Annotated in this window: 19 protein-coding genes; 12 read left to right on the top strand and 7 right to left on the bottom strand. The window is 74.2% G+C overall.

The window, feature by feature from the left end; translation table 11 throughout:
• The first annotated feature begins 67 nt into the window (after positions 1-67).
• Complete coding sequence (locus ACN27B_RS19560; protein ID WP_422741195.1) at positions 68-3,277, top strand: hypothetical protein; 3,210 nt, start codon at positions 68-70, stop codon at positions 3,275-3,277.
• Here ACN27B_RS19560 and ACN27B_RS19555 read toward each other — a convergent pair.
• Together ACN27B_RS19555 and ACN27B_RS19550 are read right to left on the bottom strand one after the other, a co-directional pair.
• Positions 3,163-4,137, bottom strand: coding sequence for a TolB family protein (locus tag ACN27B_RS19555; RefSeq protein ID WP_422741194.1), 975 nt, complete (start codon positions 4,135-4,137; stop codon positions 3,163-3,165). The genes ACN27B_RS19560 and ACN27B_RS19555 overlap by 115 nt on opposite strands.
• Complete coding sequence (locus ACN27B_RS19550; protein WP_422741193.1) at positions 4,134-5,405, bottom strand: MFS transporter; 1,272 nt, start codon at positions 5,403-5,405, stop codon at positions 4,134-4,136. Before ACN27B_RS19550 ends, ACN27B_RS19555 begins: the two co-directional genes overlap by 4 nt.
• A 226-nt stretch (positions 5,406-5,631) precedes the next feature.
• On the opposite strand from ACN27B_RS19550, the gene ACN27B_RS19545 reads away from it, so the two are divergent.
• On the top strand, positions 5,632-7,005 hold the full coding sequence (locus ACN27B_RS19545) for a DUF7594 domain-containing protein (protein ID WP_422741192.1): 1,374 nt from the start codon (positions 5,632-5,634) through the stop codon (positions 7,003-7,005).
• 95 nt (positions 7,006-7,100) lie between these two features.
• Positions 7,101-7,328, top strand: coding sequence for a hypothetical protein (locus ACN27B_RS19540; RefSeq protein ID WP_091578815.1), 228 nt, complete (start codon positions 7,101-7,103; stop codon positions 7,326-7,328).
• 43 nt (positions 7,329-7,371) lie between these two features.
• Here the strand turns inward: ACN27B_RS19540 and surE are convergent, their stop codons facing one another.
• From surE to ACN27B_RS19525, 3 genes are read right to left on the bottom strand one after another with little or no spacing between them, the layout of a single operon-like run.
• Positions 7,372-8,202 (bottom strand): 5'/3'-nucleotidase SurE, encoded by an 831-nt coding sequence (gene surE / locus ACN27B_RS19535; RefSeq protein WP_098745580.1) that lies wholly within the window; start codon positions 8,200-8,202, stop codon positions 7,372-7,374.
• The gene (locus ACN27B_RS19530; RefSeq protein WP_422741191.1) at positions 8,192-9,133 is read right to left on the bottom strand and encodes a 1-phosphofructokinase family hexose kinase; all 942 of its coding nucleotides are present in this window, start codon (positions 9,131-9,133) and stop codon (positions 8,192-8,194) included. The genes surE and ACN27B_RS19530 overlap by 11 nt, the downstream gene beginning before the upstream one ends.
• A gap of 42 nt (positions 9,134-9,175) precedes the next feature.
• Positions 9,176-9,388, bottom strand: a complete 213-nt coding sequence (locus tag ACN27B_RS19525) for a hypothetical protein (protein ID WP_099161785.1) — start codon at positions 9,386-9,388, stop codon at positions 9,176-9,178.
• A gap of 189 nt (positions 9,389-9,577) precedes the next feature.
• Between ACN27B_RS19525 and ACN27B_RS19520 the strand changes: the two genes are divergently transcribed.
• Positions 9,578-10,282 carry a hypothetical protein gene (locus tag ACN27B_RS19520; RefSeq protein ID WP_422741190.1) on the top strand — a complete coding sequence of 235 codons (705 nt, stop codon included), beginning with the start codon at positions 9,578-9,580 and terminating at the stop codon, positions 10,280-10,282.
• Between the two features lie 18 nt (positions 10,283-10,300).
• Here ACN27B_RS19520 and ACN27B_RS19515 read toward each other — a convergent pair whose 3' ends face one another.
• Positions 10,301-10,768 carry a hypothetical protein gene (locus ACN27B_RS19515; RefSeq protein ID WP_422741189.1) on the bottom strand — a complete coding sequence of 156 codons (468 nt, stop codon included), beginning with the start codon at positions 10,766-10,768 and terminating at the stop codon, positions 10,301-10,303.
• 185 nt (positions 10,769-10,953) lie between these two features.
• On the opposite strand from ACN27B_RS19515, the gene ACN27B_RS19510 reads away from it, so the two are divergent.
• On the top strand, positions 10,954-11,394 hold the full coding sequence (locus tag ACN27B_RS19510; protein ID WP_099161788.1) for a VOC family protein: 441 nt from the start codon (positions 10,954-10,956) through the stop codon (positions 11,392-11,394).
• A gap of 13 nt (positions 11,395-11,407) precedes the next feature.
• Here ACN27B_RS19510 and ACN27B_RS19505 read toward each other — a convergent pair whose 3' ends face one another.
• Positions 11,408-12,409 (bottom strand): FAD-dependent oxidoreductase, encoded by a 1,002-nt coding sequence (locus tag ACN27B_RS19505; protein ID WP_422741188.1) that lies wholly within the window; start codon positions 12,407-12,409, stop codon positions 11,408-11,410.
• Positions 12,410-12,522: 113 nt separating this feature from the next.
• Between ACN27B_RS19505 and ACN27B_RS19500 the strand changes: the two genes are divergently transcribed.
• The 7 genes from ACN27B_RS19500 to ACN27B_RS19470 all read left to right on the top strand — a co-directional run bounded on the left by ACN27B_RS19500 (position 12,523) and on the right by ACN27B_RS19470 (position 16,310).
• Positions 12,523-13,419 carry a LysR family transcriptional regulator gene (locus ACN27B_RS19500; RefSeq protein ID WP_422741187.1) on the top strand — a complete coding sequence of 299 codons (897 nt, stop codon included), beginning with the start codon at positions 12,523-12,525 and terminating at the stop codon, positions 13,417-13,419.
• A 64-nt stretch (positions 13,420-13,483) separates the two neighbouring features.
• Positions 13,484-13,897: a YbaB/EbfC family nucleoid-associated protein gene (locus ACN27B_RS19495; protein ID WP_091578840.1), complete on the top strand. Its 414-nt coding sequence runs from the start codon at positions 13,484-13,486 to the stop codon at positions 13,895-13,897.
• A complete protein-coding gene (locus tag ACN27B_RS19490; RefSeq protein WP_281591476.1) occupies positions 13,894-14,223 on the top strand; it encodes a hypothetical protein in 330 nt (109 codons plus the stop codon). The genes ACN27B_RS19495 and ACN27B_RS19490 overlap by 4 nt, the downstream gene beginning before the upstream one ends.
• A gap of 3 nt (positions 14,224-14,226) precedes the next feature.
• Positions 14,227-14,721, top strand: a complete 495-nt coding sequence (locus ACN27B_RS19485) for a hypothetical protein (RefSeq protein WP_422741186.1) — start codon at positions 14,227-14,229, stop codon at positions 14,719-14,721.
• Positions 14,714-15,241, top strand: a complete 528-nt coding sequence (locus ACN27B_RS19480) for an endonuclease (RefSeq protein ID WP_099161792.1) — start codon at positions 14,714-14,716, stop codon at positions 15,239-15,241. Before ACN27B_RS19485 ends, ACN27B_RS19480 begins: the two co-directional genes overlap by 8 nt.
• Positions 15,238-15,777 carry an SUKH-4 family immunity protein gene (locus ACN27B_RS19475; protein WP_099161793.1) on the top strand — a complete coding sequence of 180 codons (540 nt, stop codon included), beginning with the start codon at positions 15,238-15,240 and terminating at the stop codon, positions 15,775-15,777. The genes ACN27B_RS19480 and ACN27B_RS19475 overlap by 4 nt, the downstream gene beginning before the upstream one ends.
• Positions 15,774-16,310, top strand: a complete 537-nt coding sequence (locus ACN27B_RS19470; protein WP_091578852.1) for an SUKH-4 family immunity protein — start codon at positions 15,774-15,776, stop codon at positions 16,308-16,310. Before ACN27B_RS19475 ends, ACN27B_RS19470 begins: the two co-directional genes overlap by 4 nt.
• Positions 16,311-16,317: the final 7 nt, after the last annotated feature.

Raw genomic sequence — 16,317 nt, 5'->3', positions numbered from 1 at the left:
CACCGCAAGTCCAAGATCGACGGGTTCGGGCGCGAGGACCGGGGGCGGTCGGCACTAGTATGCGAGCGTGGCTCGGGTTCGGAGTCCGTACGCGTTGGTGGCCGCCGCTGTGGCGGTGCTGCTCGGCGCGGGCGTGGCCTGGGGTGTCGACGACGCGTTGGGGCTGAGCCACACCCCCGCCGACGTGCCACGGGAGACGGTCGTGGCAGCGCCGCTTCGACCGGCCGCGCCGGTGCCGCCGCTGTCCTCGATCGTGGTGCCCGATCACGTCCGCGCGCACAAGGCCGCCGCAGCGGTGGCGGACGCGCTGTCCGCACGGGGCCGTCCCCGCCCCACCGTCACCTGGACCGCACCGGAGAGGGTCGTGCCACCCGCGCCGACCACCGGACCGAGTACCCGCCCGGATCCGGCGAGCACGCCGCCCGCGCCGACCACCGGCCCAGGCGCGGGGAACACGTCGGCGGTGACCACACTCCGGGCGGAGCTGCGTGCCGGCGACGCGCCGGAGTCGTACCGGATCGGTGTGCGGCGCGCGGAGTTGACGGTCACCGGCGACCTCGCGGGTGTCACGGCCGGGCTCTACCGGCTGGCCGACCGGATCCGCTCCGGCGCTGACGTGCTGCCGGCGGCGGAGACGGGCCGCCCGGTCGCGCCCCGCCTGGGGCTGCGGTTGACCGACGCCGGGTCGGTCGGCCGCGAACCGGATCCGGCGGCGTTCGCGGCCGGTGACGACTACAGCCTGAACACCGACGTGGTCGCTCCGGCACTGCTGCCCCGGGCCCCCTGGGTGGACGCCGCCGCGGTGGCCCGGATCGACGCGCAGTTCCGGCAGTTCGTCGACCACGCCGTCGCGCAGGGCTACAACGGCGTCGTGGTGCCGGGCTTCCTAGAGTACGTCACGTTCGCCGGCGTCGGCGACGGGCACGCCGTCTATCCGGCCGGGGACCCGCACGTCGACCGGGCGCGGGCCATGGTCGCGGCGTTCGGCCCGGTCTTCCGGTACGCCGACGAGATGGGGCTGCGGGTCTTCCTGCTCACCGACATGCTCGCGGTCTCGCCGCCGTTGGAGGCGTACCTGAGCAGGACGGTGGGCGGGCTGGACACCACCGACACCCGCCTCTGGGACGCCTACCGGGCCGGGCTGACCGAACTGTTCGGCAGCATGCCGTTCGTCGCCGGCCTGATGGTCCGCATCGGCGAGGGCGGCGAGGTGTACGCCGGCAGCGGCTGGGACTACACGTCGAAGCTCGCGGTCACCACGCCCGCCGGCGTCCGCGCCATGCTGCGGGCGCTGCTCGACACGGCGGGACCGGCCGGCAAGGAGATCATCTTCCGAACCTGGACGGTCGGCGTCGGCGCGGTCGGCGACCTGCACACCAACCCCGACGCGTACGCCGAGGTGCTGGGCCGGTTCGACGACCCGCACCTGATCGTGTCCACCAAGTACACGCTCGGGGACTTCTACAGCCACCTGCCGTTGAACACCACGCTGCTCGGCGGCACGCACCGGCGGATCGTGGAGTTCCAGGCCCGGCGCGAGTTCGAGGGGTTCGGCGCGCTGCCCAACGACCTCGGCCCGCTGCACCGCGACGCGCTGCGCGCGTTCCTCGCCGCGAACCCGCGCGTCGAGGGCGTGTGGAACTGGACCCAGGACGGCGGTCCGCTGCGCGCCGGGCCGATGTCGCTCTACCTGCGCACCGGCTTCTGGCAGCTCTACGACCTGAACACGGACGCGGTGGCGCGGCTGGCCTGGGACCCGGACACCGACCCGGCCCAGGTGACCGCGGAGTGGGCGTACCGGACGTTCTCCGCCGACCCGGTCACCGTGGCCGCGATCGGGCAGGCGATGGCGTTGTCCCGGGCGGCGGTGACCACGGGCCTCTACGTCGGCCCGTACGCGGACACGTCGGTGCGGGCCCTGGGGCTGGAACCGCCGCCGATGATGTGGATCTTCGAGTGGGACATCCCGACCGGTGACTCCGCCGCCCTGGACAGCATCTACGCGGTCGCCCGCGACCGGGTCGACGCGGCGGTCGCCGAGGGCGACGAGGCCGTCGCCACGGCCCGGCGGATGCGCGAGCTGGTGGCCGCCACCGACCCGGCCACGTGGCGGGACGCCGGCCTGCGGCAGCGGTTCGTCGACACGCTCGACTACCAGGTGGACCTGTTCGTCACGCTCGGCGCGTACCGGGCCATGGTGCTGCGGCACGCGCAGTGGCTGGACACCGGCGCCGACGCCGCGTACGCGCGCTGGCGGTCGGCCGCCGACGCGTACCGGGAGGCGCGCGACCACCACCGGCAGCGCTACGGCGGGGACCTCGACCTGCCCGCGTACCGCTTCACCGCGGCCGACCTCGGCGCGCAGCGGGCGGACCGCGACCCGGCGATGGCCTGGGTGGCGCGGGCGCTGCTGGTCCTGGTCGCGGTCGTGGTGGGGTGGGGTCTGCGGGGGCGCGGGCCGGGCGGCGCGGCGGCCCGGGCCCTGCTGCTCGGCGCGCTGCGGCCGTGGCGGCTGGCCGCGTTCCCGGCGCCGGCGTCCCGGCTGGACCGGGTACTGGTCTGGCTTGTGCCGGCAGTGGTGCTGGTGGGGAGCCGGCTGGCGTTCACCTGGTTCGCCGCGCCCGCGCACCTGCTGGTCACGCTCGGCGGGTGGGCGCTGTTCGCGCTGGTCGCCCGGCTGGCGGTGGGCCGGCGGGACCCCTTCCACCTGTGGGCGGTGCTGGGCGGGGTGGCGGTGCTGCGCAGCGCCCTGCTGCTGGCGGTGCTGGCCGGGCGCGGGCCGGGCCGCTACTGGTTCGTGTTCTGGACCGCGCCGGCCCGCCGGGCGGTCTACCTGACCGTGGCGGTGGCGGCGTTCTGCTGGCTGTTCGTGGCGACCGCCGTGGTGCTGCGCGACCGCTACGGGCTGGCCCGCCGCCGCGCCGTGGGGCGGACGCTCACCGCCGCCGGGGTGCCGCTGGCGGTGCTCGCCGGGCTGGTCGCGTCGGTCGGCGCGGAACGGGCGCTGACCGTGTGGAACGACCAGATGGCGCTGCTGCCGTGGGGGTTGTCCCGGATCCTCGGCATCACCGTCTACCTGGGCGTCCCGGTGGAGCTGCCCGAGTACGCGGCCGGCGCGGGGGTGGTCCTGGCCGCCGCCGGGCTGCTGCTGGCGGTCGGCCGTCAGGTGAGCGGGGACGGCGACTCCGCGCCGGGCAGCAGCAGCCGGGGCGTGCCGGAGCCGTCGGCCGGCACCGACCAGACGTCCGGGCTGCCGTCGTCCTGGCGCAGCGTGTAGGCCAGCGTCGCGCCGTCCAGCCAGGCGGCCTGGTCGTCCACGCTCGCCCGCTCGGCGGTGGCGGTCACCCGCATGGTGCGCAGGTCGAGCACGGACAGCCGCCAGCCCTTCGCCGGGTCGGCGTCGACCGCCTCCTTGAACGCGATCCGGGTGCCGTCCGGCGACAGGGACGGGCACTCGACGTTCTCCCGTACCGTCGTCACGGTCCGGGCGGCGGCGTCGCCCCGGACCAGCCAACGCTTCCCGGCGGTGGACATGGTGGCGTAGAACGCGTTGTCGTCGCCCGCGAACGTGACGCCCCAGAAGTTGACGTCGGCGCTGCGGTAGGGCCGGCCGTCGCGCCGGATCGTGAAGTCCTCCAGCGTGGTGACCGTCGCGCCGGTGCGGGTGTCGAGGAAGCCGGTGCGGGTGGAGAAGCCGCTGCTGGTGTAGGAGTCCCCGCCGACGAACGTGGTCCAGGAGACCATCCGGCCCGAGGCCGACACCCGGGCCCGGTTGGGCAGCCCCGGCACGTCCAACCGTCGGGTCGGGCGCAGCGCCGCGTCGAGCACCACCACCTGGTACGACCACGGACTGCTCGGGGCCAGGCAGACGCCGGTGCCGGCGGCCGCGTACACCCGCAGGCACTCCGTGTCGGAGACGGCGCGCGGGCCGGCGGGGTCGGCCAGCGCGGCGGTGGAGACGTGGCGGTCGGTGACGGCGAGCAGCCGGGGTCCGGGGCGCAGCGTGACCGCGCGGTCGGCGGCCGACGCGGGCGCCGGGGCGGGACGCGCCGACACGACGGCGTAGCCGGCGGCCGACGCCCCCAGGACGACCACCGAGGCGGCCAGCGTGGCGAGCTTCGCGCGCATCGACGTCATCGGGGCGACCTCCCGGGCAGCGGGGCGAGCAGGAACACGCTGACCAGCAGCGCGACGACGACGGCCAGGGCCGCGACGCCGCTGGCCGCGCGCGGGCCCCAGACCTGCCAGGCGAGGCCGAACAGGACCGAGGAGACCAGATACGCCAGCGCCTGACCGGTCTGCACGAGCGCGATGCCGGTGGTGCGGACCCGGGCCGGCAGCACCGGGCCGGCGAGCGCGATCAGCACGCCGTCGGTGGCGGCGTAGAACAGGCCGTAGAGCGCGAGCGTGAGCACGAGCAGCGGCCAGCCGTGCACCGGGCCGGCGAGCAGCAGGTAGGTCCCGCCGAGCGCGACGTAGCCGCCGACCACCACCGGCAGCCGGCCGATCCGGTCGGCCAGCGCGCCGAGCGGGCCGGCGAGGAGCAGGTAGGCCAGGCTGGTGCCGACCGCGAGCAGCGGGAACCAGCGCAGGCCGACGTCCGCACGCCGTTGCAGCAGCAGGTAGACGAAGCCGTCGCCGATGGTGGCGAGGCCGAGCAGCGCGGCGGCCAGGACCAGGCGACGGACCGGACGGTCGCGCAGCAGGCCGGCCGCCTCGCGTACGGTGACCCGCCGCTCGTCCGTACCGCCGGCGGGCCCGACCGGCGCCGGCCGTTCCCGCACGAAGAGCACGAGCACGACGACGGCCAGGGCGGCGACGCAGAAGCTGGTCACGAAGACCGCGTCGTAGTTCGGCCCGACGGCGACCAGGACCGCGAACGCGACCAGCGGGCCGAGGAACGCGCCGACGCCGTCCATCGCCCGGTGCACGCCGAACGCCCGGCCCAGCGCGTCGGGCGGGGTGGCCAGCGTGATCAACGCGTCGCGGGGCGCGGTGCGGATGCCCTTGCCGAGCCGGTCCACCGCGATCACCGCGCCGATCGCCGGCACCGACCGGCCGGCGAGCAGCAACCCGAGCTTGGCCACGGCGGAGAGCGCGTACCCGGCGCCGGCGACGAGCTTGCGGCGCCGGAAGCGGTCGGCCACGAAGCCGCCGACCACCCGCAGCACGGCGGTGGCGCCGGTGTACACGCCGTCGAGCACGCCGAACGCCAGCGGGCTGAGGTTGAGCCCCAGCACCAGGTACAGCGGCAGCACCGCGGTGACCATCTCGGCGGACACGTCGGTGATCAGGCTGACCGTGCCGAGGGCGAGGACGGTGCCGCCCACTCCGGCGAGGCGGCGGCGCGGCCGGTCCCCGGCGGGCGGGTCGGTCGCCGGCCGGGACACGGTCGACAGGTACACGGGCGGTCCCCTCCGGCTCGACGACGGAACGAGCAGCCATCGTGCGGGCGGGGGCCGGACACCACAACGGACGGTCGGTGCCGGCCAGGCGTGCGGCGGACGAACGATCCGCAAACATCGAGGAGTTTCCCTGCCAGGGTGTGTCGTTCACCCGGCCGTCAACCGCCGGTCCATCGACCTTCCTACATTCCGTGGGCTGTCATCACCCCCATGGAAGGGGCCCTGGATGGGCATTCGACTCCCCCGCCCGCCGGTCACGCTGGGCGCGGCCGTGCTGCTGGTCGCCGCCGGCACCGCCGCCGTGCTCACCGGCCCGGGCGCCGCGTCGGCCGCGAGCGTCACGTTCACCCCGGTCGCCGACACGTACGTGCAGAGCGACGCGGCCGGCACCAACTACGGCACCGCCACGCAGATCGTGGTGGACAACTCCCCGGTCCGCCGGATGTTCCTGCGGTTCACGGTCAGCGGCGTCAGCGGCACGATCACCAACGCCACGCTGCGGCTGCGCACGATCAGCGGCAACGACGGCAGCAACGTCGGCGGCACGGTGCGGGCGATGTCGTCCACCTCCTGGTCGGAGACCGGCACCACCTGGAACAACCAGCCGGCCGTCGACGGCGCGACCATGGGCTCGATCGGGTCGGTCGGCGCCGGCAGCTGGTACGAGGTGGACGTCACCGCGGCGGTCACCGGCAACGGCACGTTCAGCTTCGGCGCCACCTCCACCAGCAGCGACGGCGCCTACTACAGCTCGCGGGAGAGCGGCGGCAACGCCCCGCAGCTGGTGATCACCACCGGCAGCACCCCACCGTCGGGTGACCCGGTGCTGGTCGGCGCCGGCGACATCAGCAACTCCGGATCCGGCGACAGCGCCACCGCGGCACTGCTCGACGGCATCCCCGGCACCGTGTTCACCACCGGTGACAACGTCTACAACAGCGGCACCGCGTCGGAGTTCAGCACCTACTACAACCCCACCTGGGGCCGGCACAAGGCACGTACCCGCCCGTCGCCGGGCAACCACGACTACAACACCTCCGGCGCCAGCGGCTACTACGGCTACTTCGGCAGCCAGGCCGGGCCGAGCGGGCGCGGCTACTACTCGTACGACCTGGGCAACTGGCACGTGGTGTCGCTCAACTCCAACATCAGCATGTCCGCCGGCTCGGCGCAGGAGCAGTGGCTGCGGTCGGACCTGGCCGCCAGCACCAAGCCGTGCACGCTCGCCTACTGGCACCACCCGCTCTACACGTCCAGCTCCAACCACGCGCCGTCGACCGGCACCCGTCCGCTCTACCAGGCGCTCTACGACTACGACGCGGACGTCGTGGTGTGGGGTCACAACCACGTGTACGAGCGGTTCGCGCCGATGAACGCCAACGGCGGCTACGACGCCTCCCGAGGTCTGCGCAGCTTCGTCGCCGGGATGGGCGGGGCCGGCCACTACGGCTTCGGCACCATCCAGCCCAACAGCGAGGCCCGCAACAGCAGCGCGTACGGGGTCCTGAAGTTCACCCTGCACGCCGGCACGTACGACTGGCAGTTCGTGCCGGTGGCCGGTCAGACGTACCGCGACAGCGGCACCGGCAGCTGCCACTGACCAGGCCCGCCGCCCGGCCGGGCTCCCGGCCGGGCGGTGTGCCACCTCCCGTCCCGGGGTACCGCAGAGTCAGGAGCACCGGTGAGGAGGACGAGATGACCGACCCCAGGTACGCACCGATCGGGCTGGCCGCCGCCGGGCGGCTGGTGCCCGACGACGGCGAGACCGGCGGTGGCGAGGTCGTCGGCGCGGACGACGCGGCGGCCGACGCCGCCCGGGCCGGCGCCGACGTGGACCTGTCCGCGGCCACCCGGGACAGCGACGGCACCCCGGTCGGGGCCGCCGACGCCGAGGCCGACCGCGAGCGGGCCGCCGACGAGTGACCGACCCCTGGGCCCCGCCACCGGTCGACGGTGGCGGGGCCTTTCACCTGTCGATCGGCAGTTCCACCTCGGGCAGGTGGCCCAGCGCCCGCACGGCGGTCACCGCGGCGTAGCCGTCGGCCAGCCACGCCAGGTCGGTGCCGGGGACGGCCCGCACCGCGTTCTCCTCCACCGCCGTCCGCACGAAGCCCTCGCCACGCTCGGCGACGGACACCTGCACCTGGCCGAACGGGGCCAGGGTCGCTTGCCGCAGCCCGGCCACCTGGTCGGCCGGGAGGTCGGGCACGTTCAGGTTGAGCACCGTGCCGGGGTCGGCGTCGAGCAGCCAGGGCAGCAGCGTGGCGGCCAGCTCGGCGGCGGTGGACCAGTGCCGGGACTCGTCGTCCACGGTGTCGAGCACCGCGATCGCCGCGCCGCCGCTGCCGGCGCTCGCCGCCGCCGGGGTGAGCACGTCCAGCGAGACGGCCAACGCCCGGATGCCGCTGTTGCCGGCGGTCAGCGCCGCGCCGACGGTGCCCGAGTGCAGGATCGCGTGGCCCGCGTTGGCGCCCCGGTTGATGCCGGACAGCAGCACGTCCGGGGCCGGCCCGAACACACCGAGCCCGGCCAGCACCGCGATGTACGCCGGCGACGCGGCCACCGCGTACGCCGGCACGTCGGGCAGCCCGTCCAGCTCCGTGCCGGTGAAGACCAGCCGCCCGTCGTCGGTGACCGCGGACAGCGCCGCGCTCATCCCGCTCGCCTCGGCCTGCGGCGCGGCGACCACCACGTCGAGCCCGCGCTCGTGGGCGGCCCGGGCCAGTTCCCGGATGCCGGGGGCGTGCACGCCGTCGTCGTTGGTCACCAGCACCCGGGCCGGCCGGTCACCGGTCATCGTCGCCGCCCTCCAGCGGGGTCAGCCGGACCCGGCCGGCGAGTTCCCGCACCGCCTCGGCCCGGCCGGTGCCCAGTCCGTGGCGGGTCACGTTGAGCGCACCGGCGGCGGCGGCGACGGGCAGCGCCGCCCGCATGTCACCGCCCCGGGCCAGCACCGCGGCCACGCCCGCGGTCATCGAGTCGCCGGCGCCCCGGTGGTCGGCCAGCTCCAGCGGCGGCGCGTGCACCAGCAGCGCCTCGCCGTCGTCGAGCAGCGCCAACGCCGGTTCCCCGGCGCGACTGATCAGGACGAACGTCGCGCCCCGCTCCTGGCACCGGCGGCCGGCGTCGCGCAGCGCCTCGACACTGTCGTCGGTGGCCAGCCCGTCGTCGAGAAGTTCCTCGTGGCTGACCTTGAGCACGGTCACGCCGCCGTCGAGCACCGCCTCCAGGTACGGGCCGGACAGGTCCGCCACCACGGTCCCACCGTTGGCGGTCAGGTCGGCGGCCAGCCGGCGGTAGATGTCCGGGTCCACCACCTGCGGGTCGGCGGGGCCGCTGAGCACGCTGACCGGTGCGCGCAGTCCCTCGGTCAGCGTCACGGTGTACAGCTCGTCGATGTCGTGGCGCACCATCGGCGCGCCCGGGTGCTCGGCGATCTCGGTCCGCTCGCCGTCGCGCCGGTCGTGCACGTACCAGCCGGTGCCCGACTCCCGCCGGACCACGCGGACCGTCACGTCCTCGTCGTCGAGCAGTTTGCGGACCGCGTCGCCGACCTCGCCGCCGAGACCGACGCACATCGTCACCGGCACCCCGAGCGCCGCGATCATCCGGGTCTGCCACACCCCCTGCCCACCCGGGTGCAGATGCAGCTCGGTCGCGCCGGCCTGCTGCTCGATGGTCACGGTCAACAGCGGGGCCGGGGCGAACACCATCACCTTCTGGTCCATCAGCCTGTGATGCCCGCCGACCGGCCCCGGTAACCCCCCAGGTCAGCGCGGACGCGCGGCGGAACGGCGGCGCCGCAGGTACGGCAGCGCGAACAGGTAGAGGCCGCTGACCAGAAGCAGGGCGAGCGGGAGCAGCGGCACGTAGGAGACCCACACGATCGGGTCCTTCCGGGCCAGCGCGACGAAGGTGATCACGACGGTCACGGTGAAGGCGACGGAGAACCAGCGGTGCAGCTGACGGATGCGCGTGTCCATGGGTGGTGGCCTCTCGCCGGTGGCCTCCCCGGCGGGACGCCCGTGCCGGAAACGCTAGGCCCGCCCACCCGCCCGAGGCTTCTCGATTCCTGACCGGTCCACGCCGCGCCGCCGCCCGGCCGCACACGCGACGGGTTGCCCGCCAGCCCTACCCTGCCGACAACAGCAGCCGACGCCACGGGGGCAGGCATGCAGATCATCGAACACAGCGTCGTCGGCACCCGGTCCGCCGTGCTTCGTCTGCGCCGTCCCGGCAGCCAGTTGCAGTTCCTGGTGTTCCCGATGCTCCACGTGGCGAGTCCGGGGTTCTACGCGGCGGTGACGCAGCGGCTCCGCGGGTGCGACCTGCTCGTCGTCGAGGGCATCGGCGGCCGGTCGGCTCTCGGCTCGGCGTTGACGCTCACCTACCGGGCCATGCCGGCCAACCGGCGCTCCGGCCTGGTGACCGATCCCATTCCGTATTCGTCTCTCGGCGTCGAGGTGCTCAACCCGGACGTGACCGCGGCGGAGTTCGCCCAGGGCTGGCGGGCGATGCCGCTGCGCTACCGCCTCCAGATGTGGCTGATGATCCCGGTGGTGACCGTGATCCAGTTCTTCGGCGGCACCAGGCGGCTGCTCTCGCCCGAGATCGAGATGAGTGACCTGCCGTCGCCCACCGACGAGCGGTACGCCGACCACGAGTTCACCGAGCACGCCGAGCGCGCGTTCGGCGGCGCACGCGACGAGCGGCTCCTCGCCGCCCTGTCCGAGCTGATCCGTAGCCGGTCGGAGGAACGCATCGACGTGGCGGTCGTCTACGGCGCCGGGCACGTGCCGGCGATCGTGCGCGGGCTCTTCGAGCTGCACGGCTACCGTCCACGCGCCGCGGAATGGCTCACCGTTCTCGAGCGGTGAGCGCCCACCGCACCGGCGTCACCGGCGGACGGCGCGGGCGAGGTTCCCCAGGGCGACGACGGTGGCCGCGCAGGCGGCGACCATCAGCAGGACCGTCGCCGGCTGGACGGTACGCATGTGGTCGGCACCGTTCGACGAGGCGAACCCGTACCACCCGAGCGCGAGCGGGTTGAGCAGCACCGCGGCGAGGGCCGTCCACCCGGCCGCGGGCGGCCGCTCCCCGGCGGTCCGGGCCGGCCGACGGACGGCCCACATGCCGACGGCGGCGAACGTGACGAGCAGCGTGAGCAGCAGCAGGCCGACCATGGCGGGCAGCAGCTCACGCAACGGCACCAGGTGGTCGAGCAACTCCGCCACGAAGCCGGCGCCGTCGTGGGTGACCAGGCCGATCCGGTAGCTGTAGTTCGAGAGCGCGACGACCGTGTATGCGATGTGGACGGTCGTCAGGGCGGCGATGGCGGCCAGGGCGGCACGGCGGGCGAGCACCGGCCGAGGATAACGTCCGCTCCGTCAACCCACGGTGCCCCTGATCTGGCCAGGCAGTCCTCGACCGGCCGAACGGTCACGGCCACGAACTGGCCCACCGTCCTGGAGCGGTGACCGCCGTCCGACGGCCGGCCGACGCGTGCACATCCCGAATCCGGGTCACCCTTCGTCCTACCCTCGCAGGCATGACGATTCAACGCATGGACAACGTCGGCATCGTCGTGGACGACCTCGACGCCGCGATCGCCTTCTTCACCGCGCTCGGCATGGAACTGGAAGGCCGGATGCCGATCGACGGGAGGTGGGCGGGACGGGTCGTCGGGCTCGACGACATGCGGAGCGAGATCGCGATGATGCGGATCCCGGACGCGCCCGGCAAGCTCGAACTGGTGCGATACCACTCCCCGACGGCGATCATCCCGGAGCCGAGTGTCGCCCCGGCCAACACGCTGGGCCTGCACCGCGTCATGTTCGCCGTCGACGACATCGAGGAAACGCTCGCCCGTCTCCGCCCGCACGGCGCCGAACTCGTCGGCGAGGTGACGCGTTTCGAGGACGTCTTCCTGCTCTGCTACCTGCGCGGGCCGAGCGGCATCATCGTCGGGCTGGCCGAGCAGCTGACCTGATCAACCGACGTCGTCAAGCCGGTTGGCGCCGGGGAGCCGGACGGTCGGCGCTCCCCGGTCCCGTTTCCGCTCCGGCCGACAGGGCCAGGTCCGCCACCTCGGCCGCGCACCCCCAGGAGAGCGTCACCCCCGCCCCGCCGTGCCCGTACGCGTGCACCAGCCGCCCGTCCGCCGGGTCCACCTCGACCCGAGGCCCGCCGTGCCGCGCCGGCCGCAGCCCGATCCGCTCCCCCAGCACCGGCGCGTCGGCCAGCCGGGGCACCAGTGCGACGCAGCGACGCCGGATCGCCACCGCCGCCTCCGGGTCGGGCCGGGTGTGCGCCACCCCGGGTTCGTACGTGCCGCCGAGCACCACGTCGTGGCGGCGCGGATGCACGTAGGTGATGCCGGCCGGGTCGTCCTCGTCGCGGACCGAGACGGTCAGGCCGGGGTTCGCCACCAGCAGGACGTGCCCGCGGACCGGATGGACCGCCGGGTCGTCGGCGAGCCGGCCGGCGGCCAGGCCGGTCGCGTTGACCACCACCGGCGCGATCTCGTACGCCTCCGCGAGCGTGTCCACCGGGCGGCGGACCACCCGCCCGCCACCGTTCTCCACCTGCCGGTACAGCCAGGTCAGGTATCGGTTCATCTCCACCGTCGGGGCGGTGAAACGCAACAGCGTGGTGTACGGGGGCCGGGCCGGCTCGGCCACCAGGTCACCGCAGGCGTCCGCCCACCACGGCGGCCCGTCGTACGGGTGGCGCAGCCACATCCGGGTGGGCCGGTCGACCACCCCCGGCACGCCGTCGACCGCCTGGCGGCGCAACTCGGCGTGGGTGTCCCGGGCCCAGCGCAACACCCGGGGGTCCTCGTCGGTGTGGCTCGGGTACCAGACCGCGGCGGCCACCGCGGACACGATGTCCGCCGGGTCGTGCGCGGTCAGCACGGTGACCCGGGCGCCCCGCCGCTGAAGGGTGAGCGCCGTCGTCATCCCGACGACCCCGCCGCCGACCACCACCACGTCCGCTGCCGTCATCGTCCGCTCCCGTCGCCCGTACCGTCGGTGTTCCGTCGATGGTGACCGCCCGGACGGCGTCCGGTCCAAGACGAATCGGGGAGCCGGCGATAAGCGGCGCTTATGATGGCGGCGTGGCGGAGACCCCGGGCGCCTGGTCGGACCTGCGCCGGCTGCGCTCCTTCGTGGTGCTCGCCGACGAACGGCACTTCACCCGCGCGGCGGCCCGGCTCGGCATCGCCCAGCCCGCGCTCAGCCAGCAGATCCGGGCCCTGGAGCGGCAGCTCGGCGTGCCGCTGGTGCACCGCACCAGCCGGGGCTGCACGCTGACCGAGGTGGGCGCCCGGGTCGCCGACGAGGCCGGCCGGATGCTCGCCGACGTGGACGCCGCCGCCGCCCGCATCCGTGACCTGGTACGCGGCCGGGGCGGGCGGCTGCGGCTGGCGTACACCCGCTCGGCGCGCGGTGGGCGCGTGGACGCGCTGGTCGCCCGCTTCCGGGCCGCCCACCCGGACGTCGAGGTGGTCGCCGAGACGGCCTGGACCGCGCCGAACGTCGCCGGGCTGCTCGCCGGCCGGCTGGACGCGGCGTTCGTCCGTCCCCCGGTGGACGAACCGGCACTGGCCTGCCGCACGGTCGACACCGAGGAACTGGTGCTGGCGCTGCCGGCCGGTCATCCCCTGGCCGCCGGCCGCCGCCGGATCGGCCGCGCCGAGGTGGTCGACCTGCCGGCGGTGATGTGGCCCCGGGAGAACGGGCCGGGCATGTTCGACCGGACCATCGCACAGGTGTGGCCGCGCGGCGGCTTCCGGCTGGTCCGGCAGGAGCCGGACGACGAGCAGTTGCTGCGCGCGGTGGCGCAGGGCGACGTGGTCGCGGCCGTGCCGGCCGGTCGGGCCCGGGCGTTGCGGCTGCCCGGCGTGCGGCTGCGCCGGTTCACCGCCCCGACGCCCACTGTGGACGTCGGTTTGGCCTGGCCGGCGGAGAGCACCAACCCGGCGCTGCACGCGCTCCTGGCCCTGCTCGACTGAGCGCGGGACCGATCGGTATGTCCGCCTCGGTTACGCTCAGGACGCTCGGCCTTGGGGAGGGCTCATGACTGCGGATCCTTCGATGAGCGGCGACTTCACCCGCATGCTCGACGCGACGATGGCGGCACTTCGGACGGTCGGCCCGCCGCCCGGCGACGACGCGGACACACCGGCCGTCGGCGAGGCCGCCGACGGCCAGGTCCGCGCGGAGATGGGGCCGGACGGCCGGCTCCGGTCGCTGCACGTCGAGCCGCGGCTGATGCGGCTCGGCTCCGAGGAGTTGACCGCGCACGTCGTCACCGCGGTCAACGCGGCGATCGACGGGTTGCGTACGACGCCGGCACCGCAGGTGGCGGACATGTCGCAGCTGCGCGAGCAGTTGCGGGAGGTGCGGGACACCGCCGTACCCCGGCTCGGGTCGTTCCTCGACGCGCTCACCGAGGCGCAGGAGCGGCTGGCGCGGGGGACACAGCGGTGAGCGGCGACGGGTTCGAGGTGCACCCGCCGCTGATCCGGGCCGCCGGCAAGGGCGTCGCCGACCTCGCCACCCGCTTCTCCGGCGAGCTGGAGGCGTTCGAGGCGCGGATGCGGGGCTACGGCGAGCCGTGGGGCGCCGACGACATCGGCTCGCTCATCGGCATCGCCTACACCGAGGTGGCCAACTACATCGTCGACTGCGTGGGCATGGCGACGGACGAGTTCACCTCCGCCGGCGCCGACATCACCGGCATGGCCGACGCGTACGAGCGGGTCGACGACGACGGCGCGGGCACCATGCGGTCGCTGGCCGGCGAGTTGGGGTGACCGGTGGGACTGCAACCGCCCGGTGAGCTGATCACCGCGCTCGGCTGGATCGGCTACACCTGGCCGGAGGCCGACGAGGTGAAGCTCTTCGAGATGGGCCAGGCGTGGATCGAGTTCGCCGGCCGGATCGGGGCGGCGGCCGGTGAGGCGGACGCGGCGGCGGCACAGGTGTGGACGCAGAACGTGGGGCCGGCGGTGGCCGCGTTCCAGAAGTGGTGGGGCGGCGAGCAGAACGGGCCGCTGGTGCTGCACGACAGCATGCCGGCGGCCGTGCTGCTCGGCGCCGGGCTGATCATCTGCGCGGCGATCGTGCTGGCGTTGAAGATCGCGGTGATCGTGCAACTGGCGATCCTCGCGTTCGAGGTGGCCCAGGCGATCGCCACCGCCGTGGTCACGTTCGGGGCGTCGCTGGCCGAGATCCCGATCTTCCAGGTGATCACCCGGGAGATCGTCGGCGCGCTGATCGACCAGGTCATCGGCCGGCTGCTCGATGCCTAGCCCGAGACGCGGCCGGGGCGCCGCCGCGAAGCCGGCCGCCGGCCGGATCGTCCGCAAGGCGGTCGAGAAGCTGGAGAAGCCGATCGTCCGGGTCACCGGGCCCAACCGGAGCCTGCCCACCAGGGTGGTCCGGGTCGAGCGCCGGGACTTCCACGCCACCGCCCAGTTCCGGCGCAAGATGGCGGCGCTCAAGAAGCTCAGCGACGAGGGCAAGCTCTACAAGGCCACCAACCCGGTCCAGCGGGACAAGAGCATCACCGACGGCTACAAGGAGCGGATCCGGCAGAAGATCTGGGACAAGTACTGGCCGCACGACAAGGACCTCGCCAACCGGCTCAGCCAACGACTCAGCGACTACCACCCCGACCACGTGTGGGAACTGCAGCTCGGCGGGCCGGACACCGTCGACAACCTCAAGCTGCTGCATGGTAGAACCAACACAGACATCGGCTCCCAGATCTGGGGGCAGATCCAGAATCTGCCGGACGGGACCCCGATCCGAATAGAGGTAGTGGATTGACTCCCGATCTTGCGCAGCTGCTCGACGAACTCCGCGCCGACCTGGCCGAGGAGGAGCCGGCCAGCCTCGCGTACGCGCGGATCGGCGACCCGGCCGACGAGGGTGACGTGCCGGCGGAGCTGCCGACCGGCCTGCGCGAGTTCCTGCTCGTCGCCGACGGCCTGCGGGCCGGCGCGATCGAGCTGGCGTCGACCGGCCGGCTGGCCGCGGTGCAATACTTCCTCGACTACGCGCCCGACTTCTCCCCCATCCCCCAGGACAAGGCCGGCTGGCTGGTCGTCGGCACCCGCAGCGACGAGCCGATCTTCCTGGAACGCGCCACCGGCGCGGTCTGGTACTTCCCCCCGACCGGCACCGAGTGGTTCATGGGCGACGCCTTCGCGGAGCTGGCCCCCGACCTCGACTCGTTCGTGCACTACTACGTCCTCGGCCCCGGCTACGCCGAGCTGGTCACCGACGACGACCAGTGGTATGCGTTCCTGCACCGGCAGGGCCTGCTCGACGAGGCGGACGAGGACGACGAGGCACAGCCGTGACCGTCACCCGCGAGCAGCTCACCGCGCTCTGGGGTGAGCGGGGCGTCGTCTACTTCCCCGACCAGCGCTTCGACGCCGTCCTCGGGCCGCTCGGCCCGGAGGTCTTCCCGCCCGACGGCGCCCTCCCGGTCGAGGTGCCGATCCTGTTCACCGTGGACGTCACGGTCCCCGACGTCGAGCTGTTCTCCACCCTGGCGATCGAGCTGGGCGACCAGGGCCCCCGCCCGTACGTCGTGCTGGGCTGCTCCCCGGAGGATCCCGCGCTGCTGTTCTGCCTGGACGCGGGCACCGGCGAGGTGCTCCTGCTCGACCTGGACACGCCCAACCTGGAGACGGTGAACCGCACCTTCGCCGCGTTCGTGGAGTTCCTCTACCGGTTGGGGCAGCTCATCGCGACCGACCCGGGCGGGCGGGAGCGGGCCGCCCGGGCGGCAGCGATCCGGGAGGACCTGCGGACGGTCGACCCGGCGGCGTTCGCCGACCCGGAGTCCTGGTGGAACATGGCCTTCGACGAGCTGGAGTCCACCGCCTGACCGGCGC

Source organism: Micromonospora sp. WMMD754, from assembly GCF_049315235.1.
Classification (GTDB): domain Bacteria; phylum Actinomycetota; class Actinomycetes; order Mycobacteriales; family Micromonosporaceae; genus Micromonospora; species Micromonospora sediminicola.
This window is presented reverse-complemented; position numbering and strand designations above follow the sequence as displayed.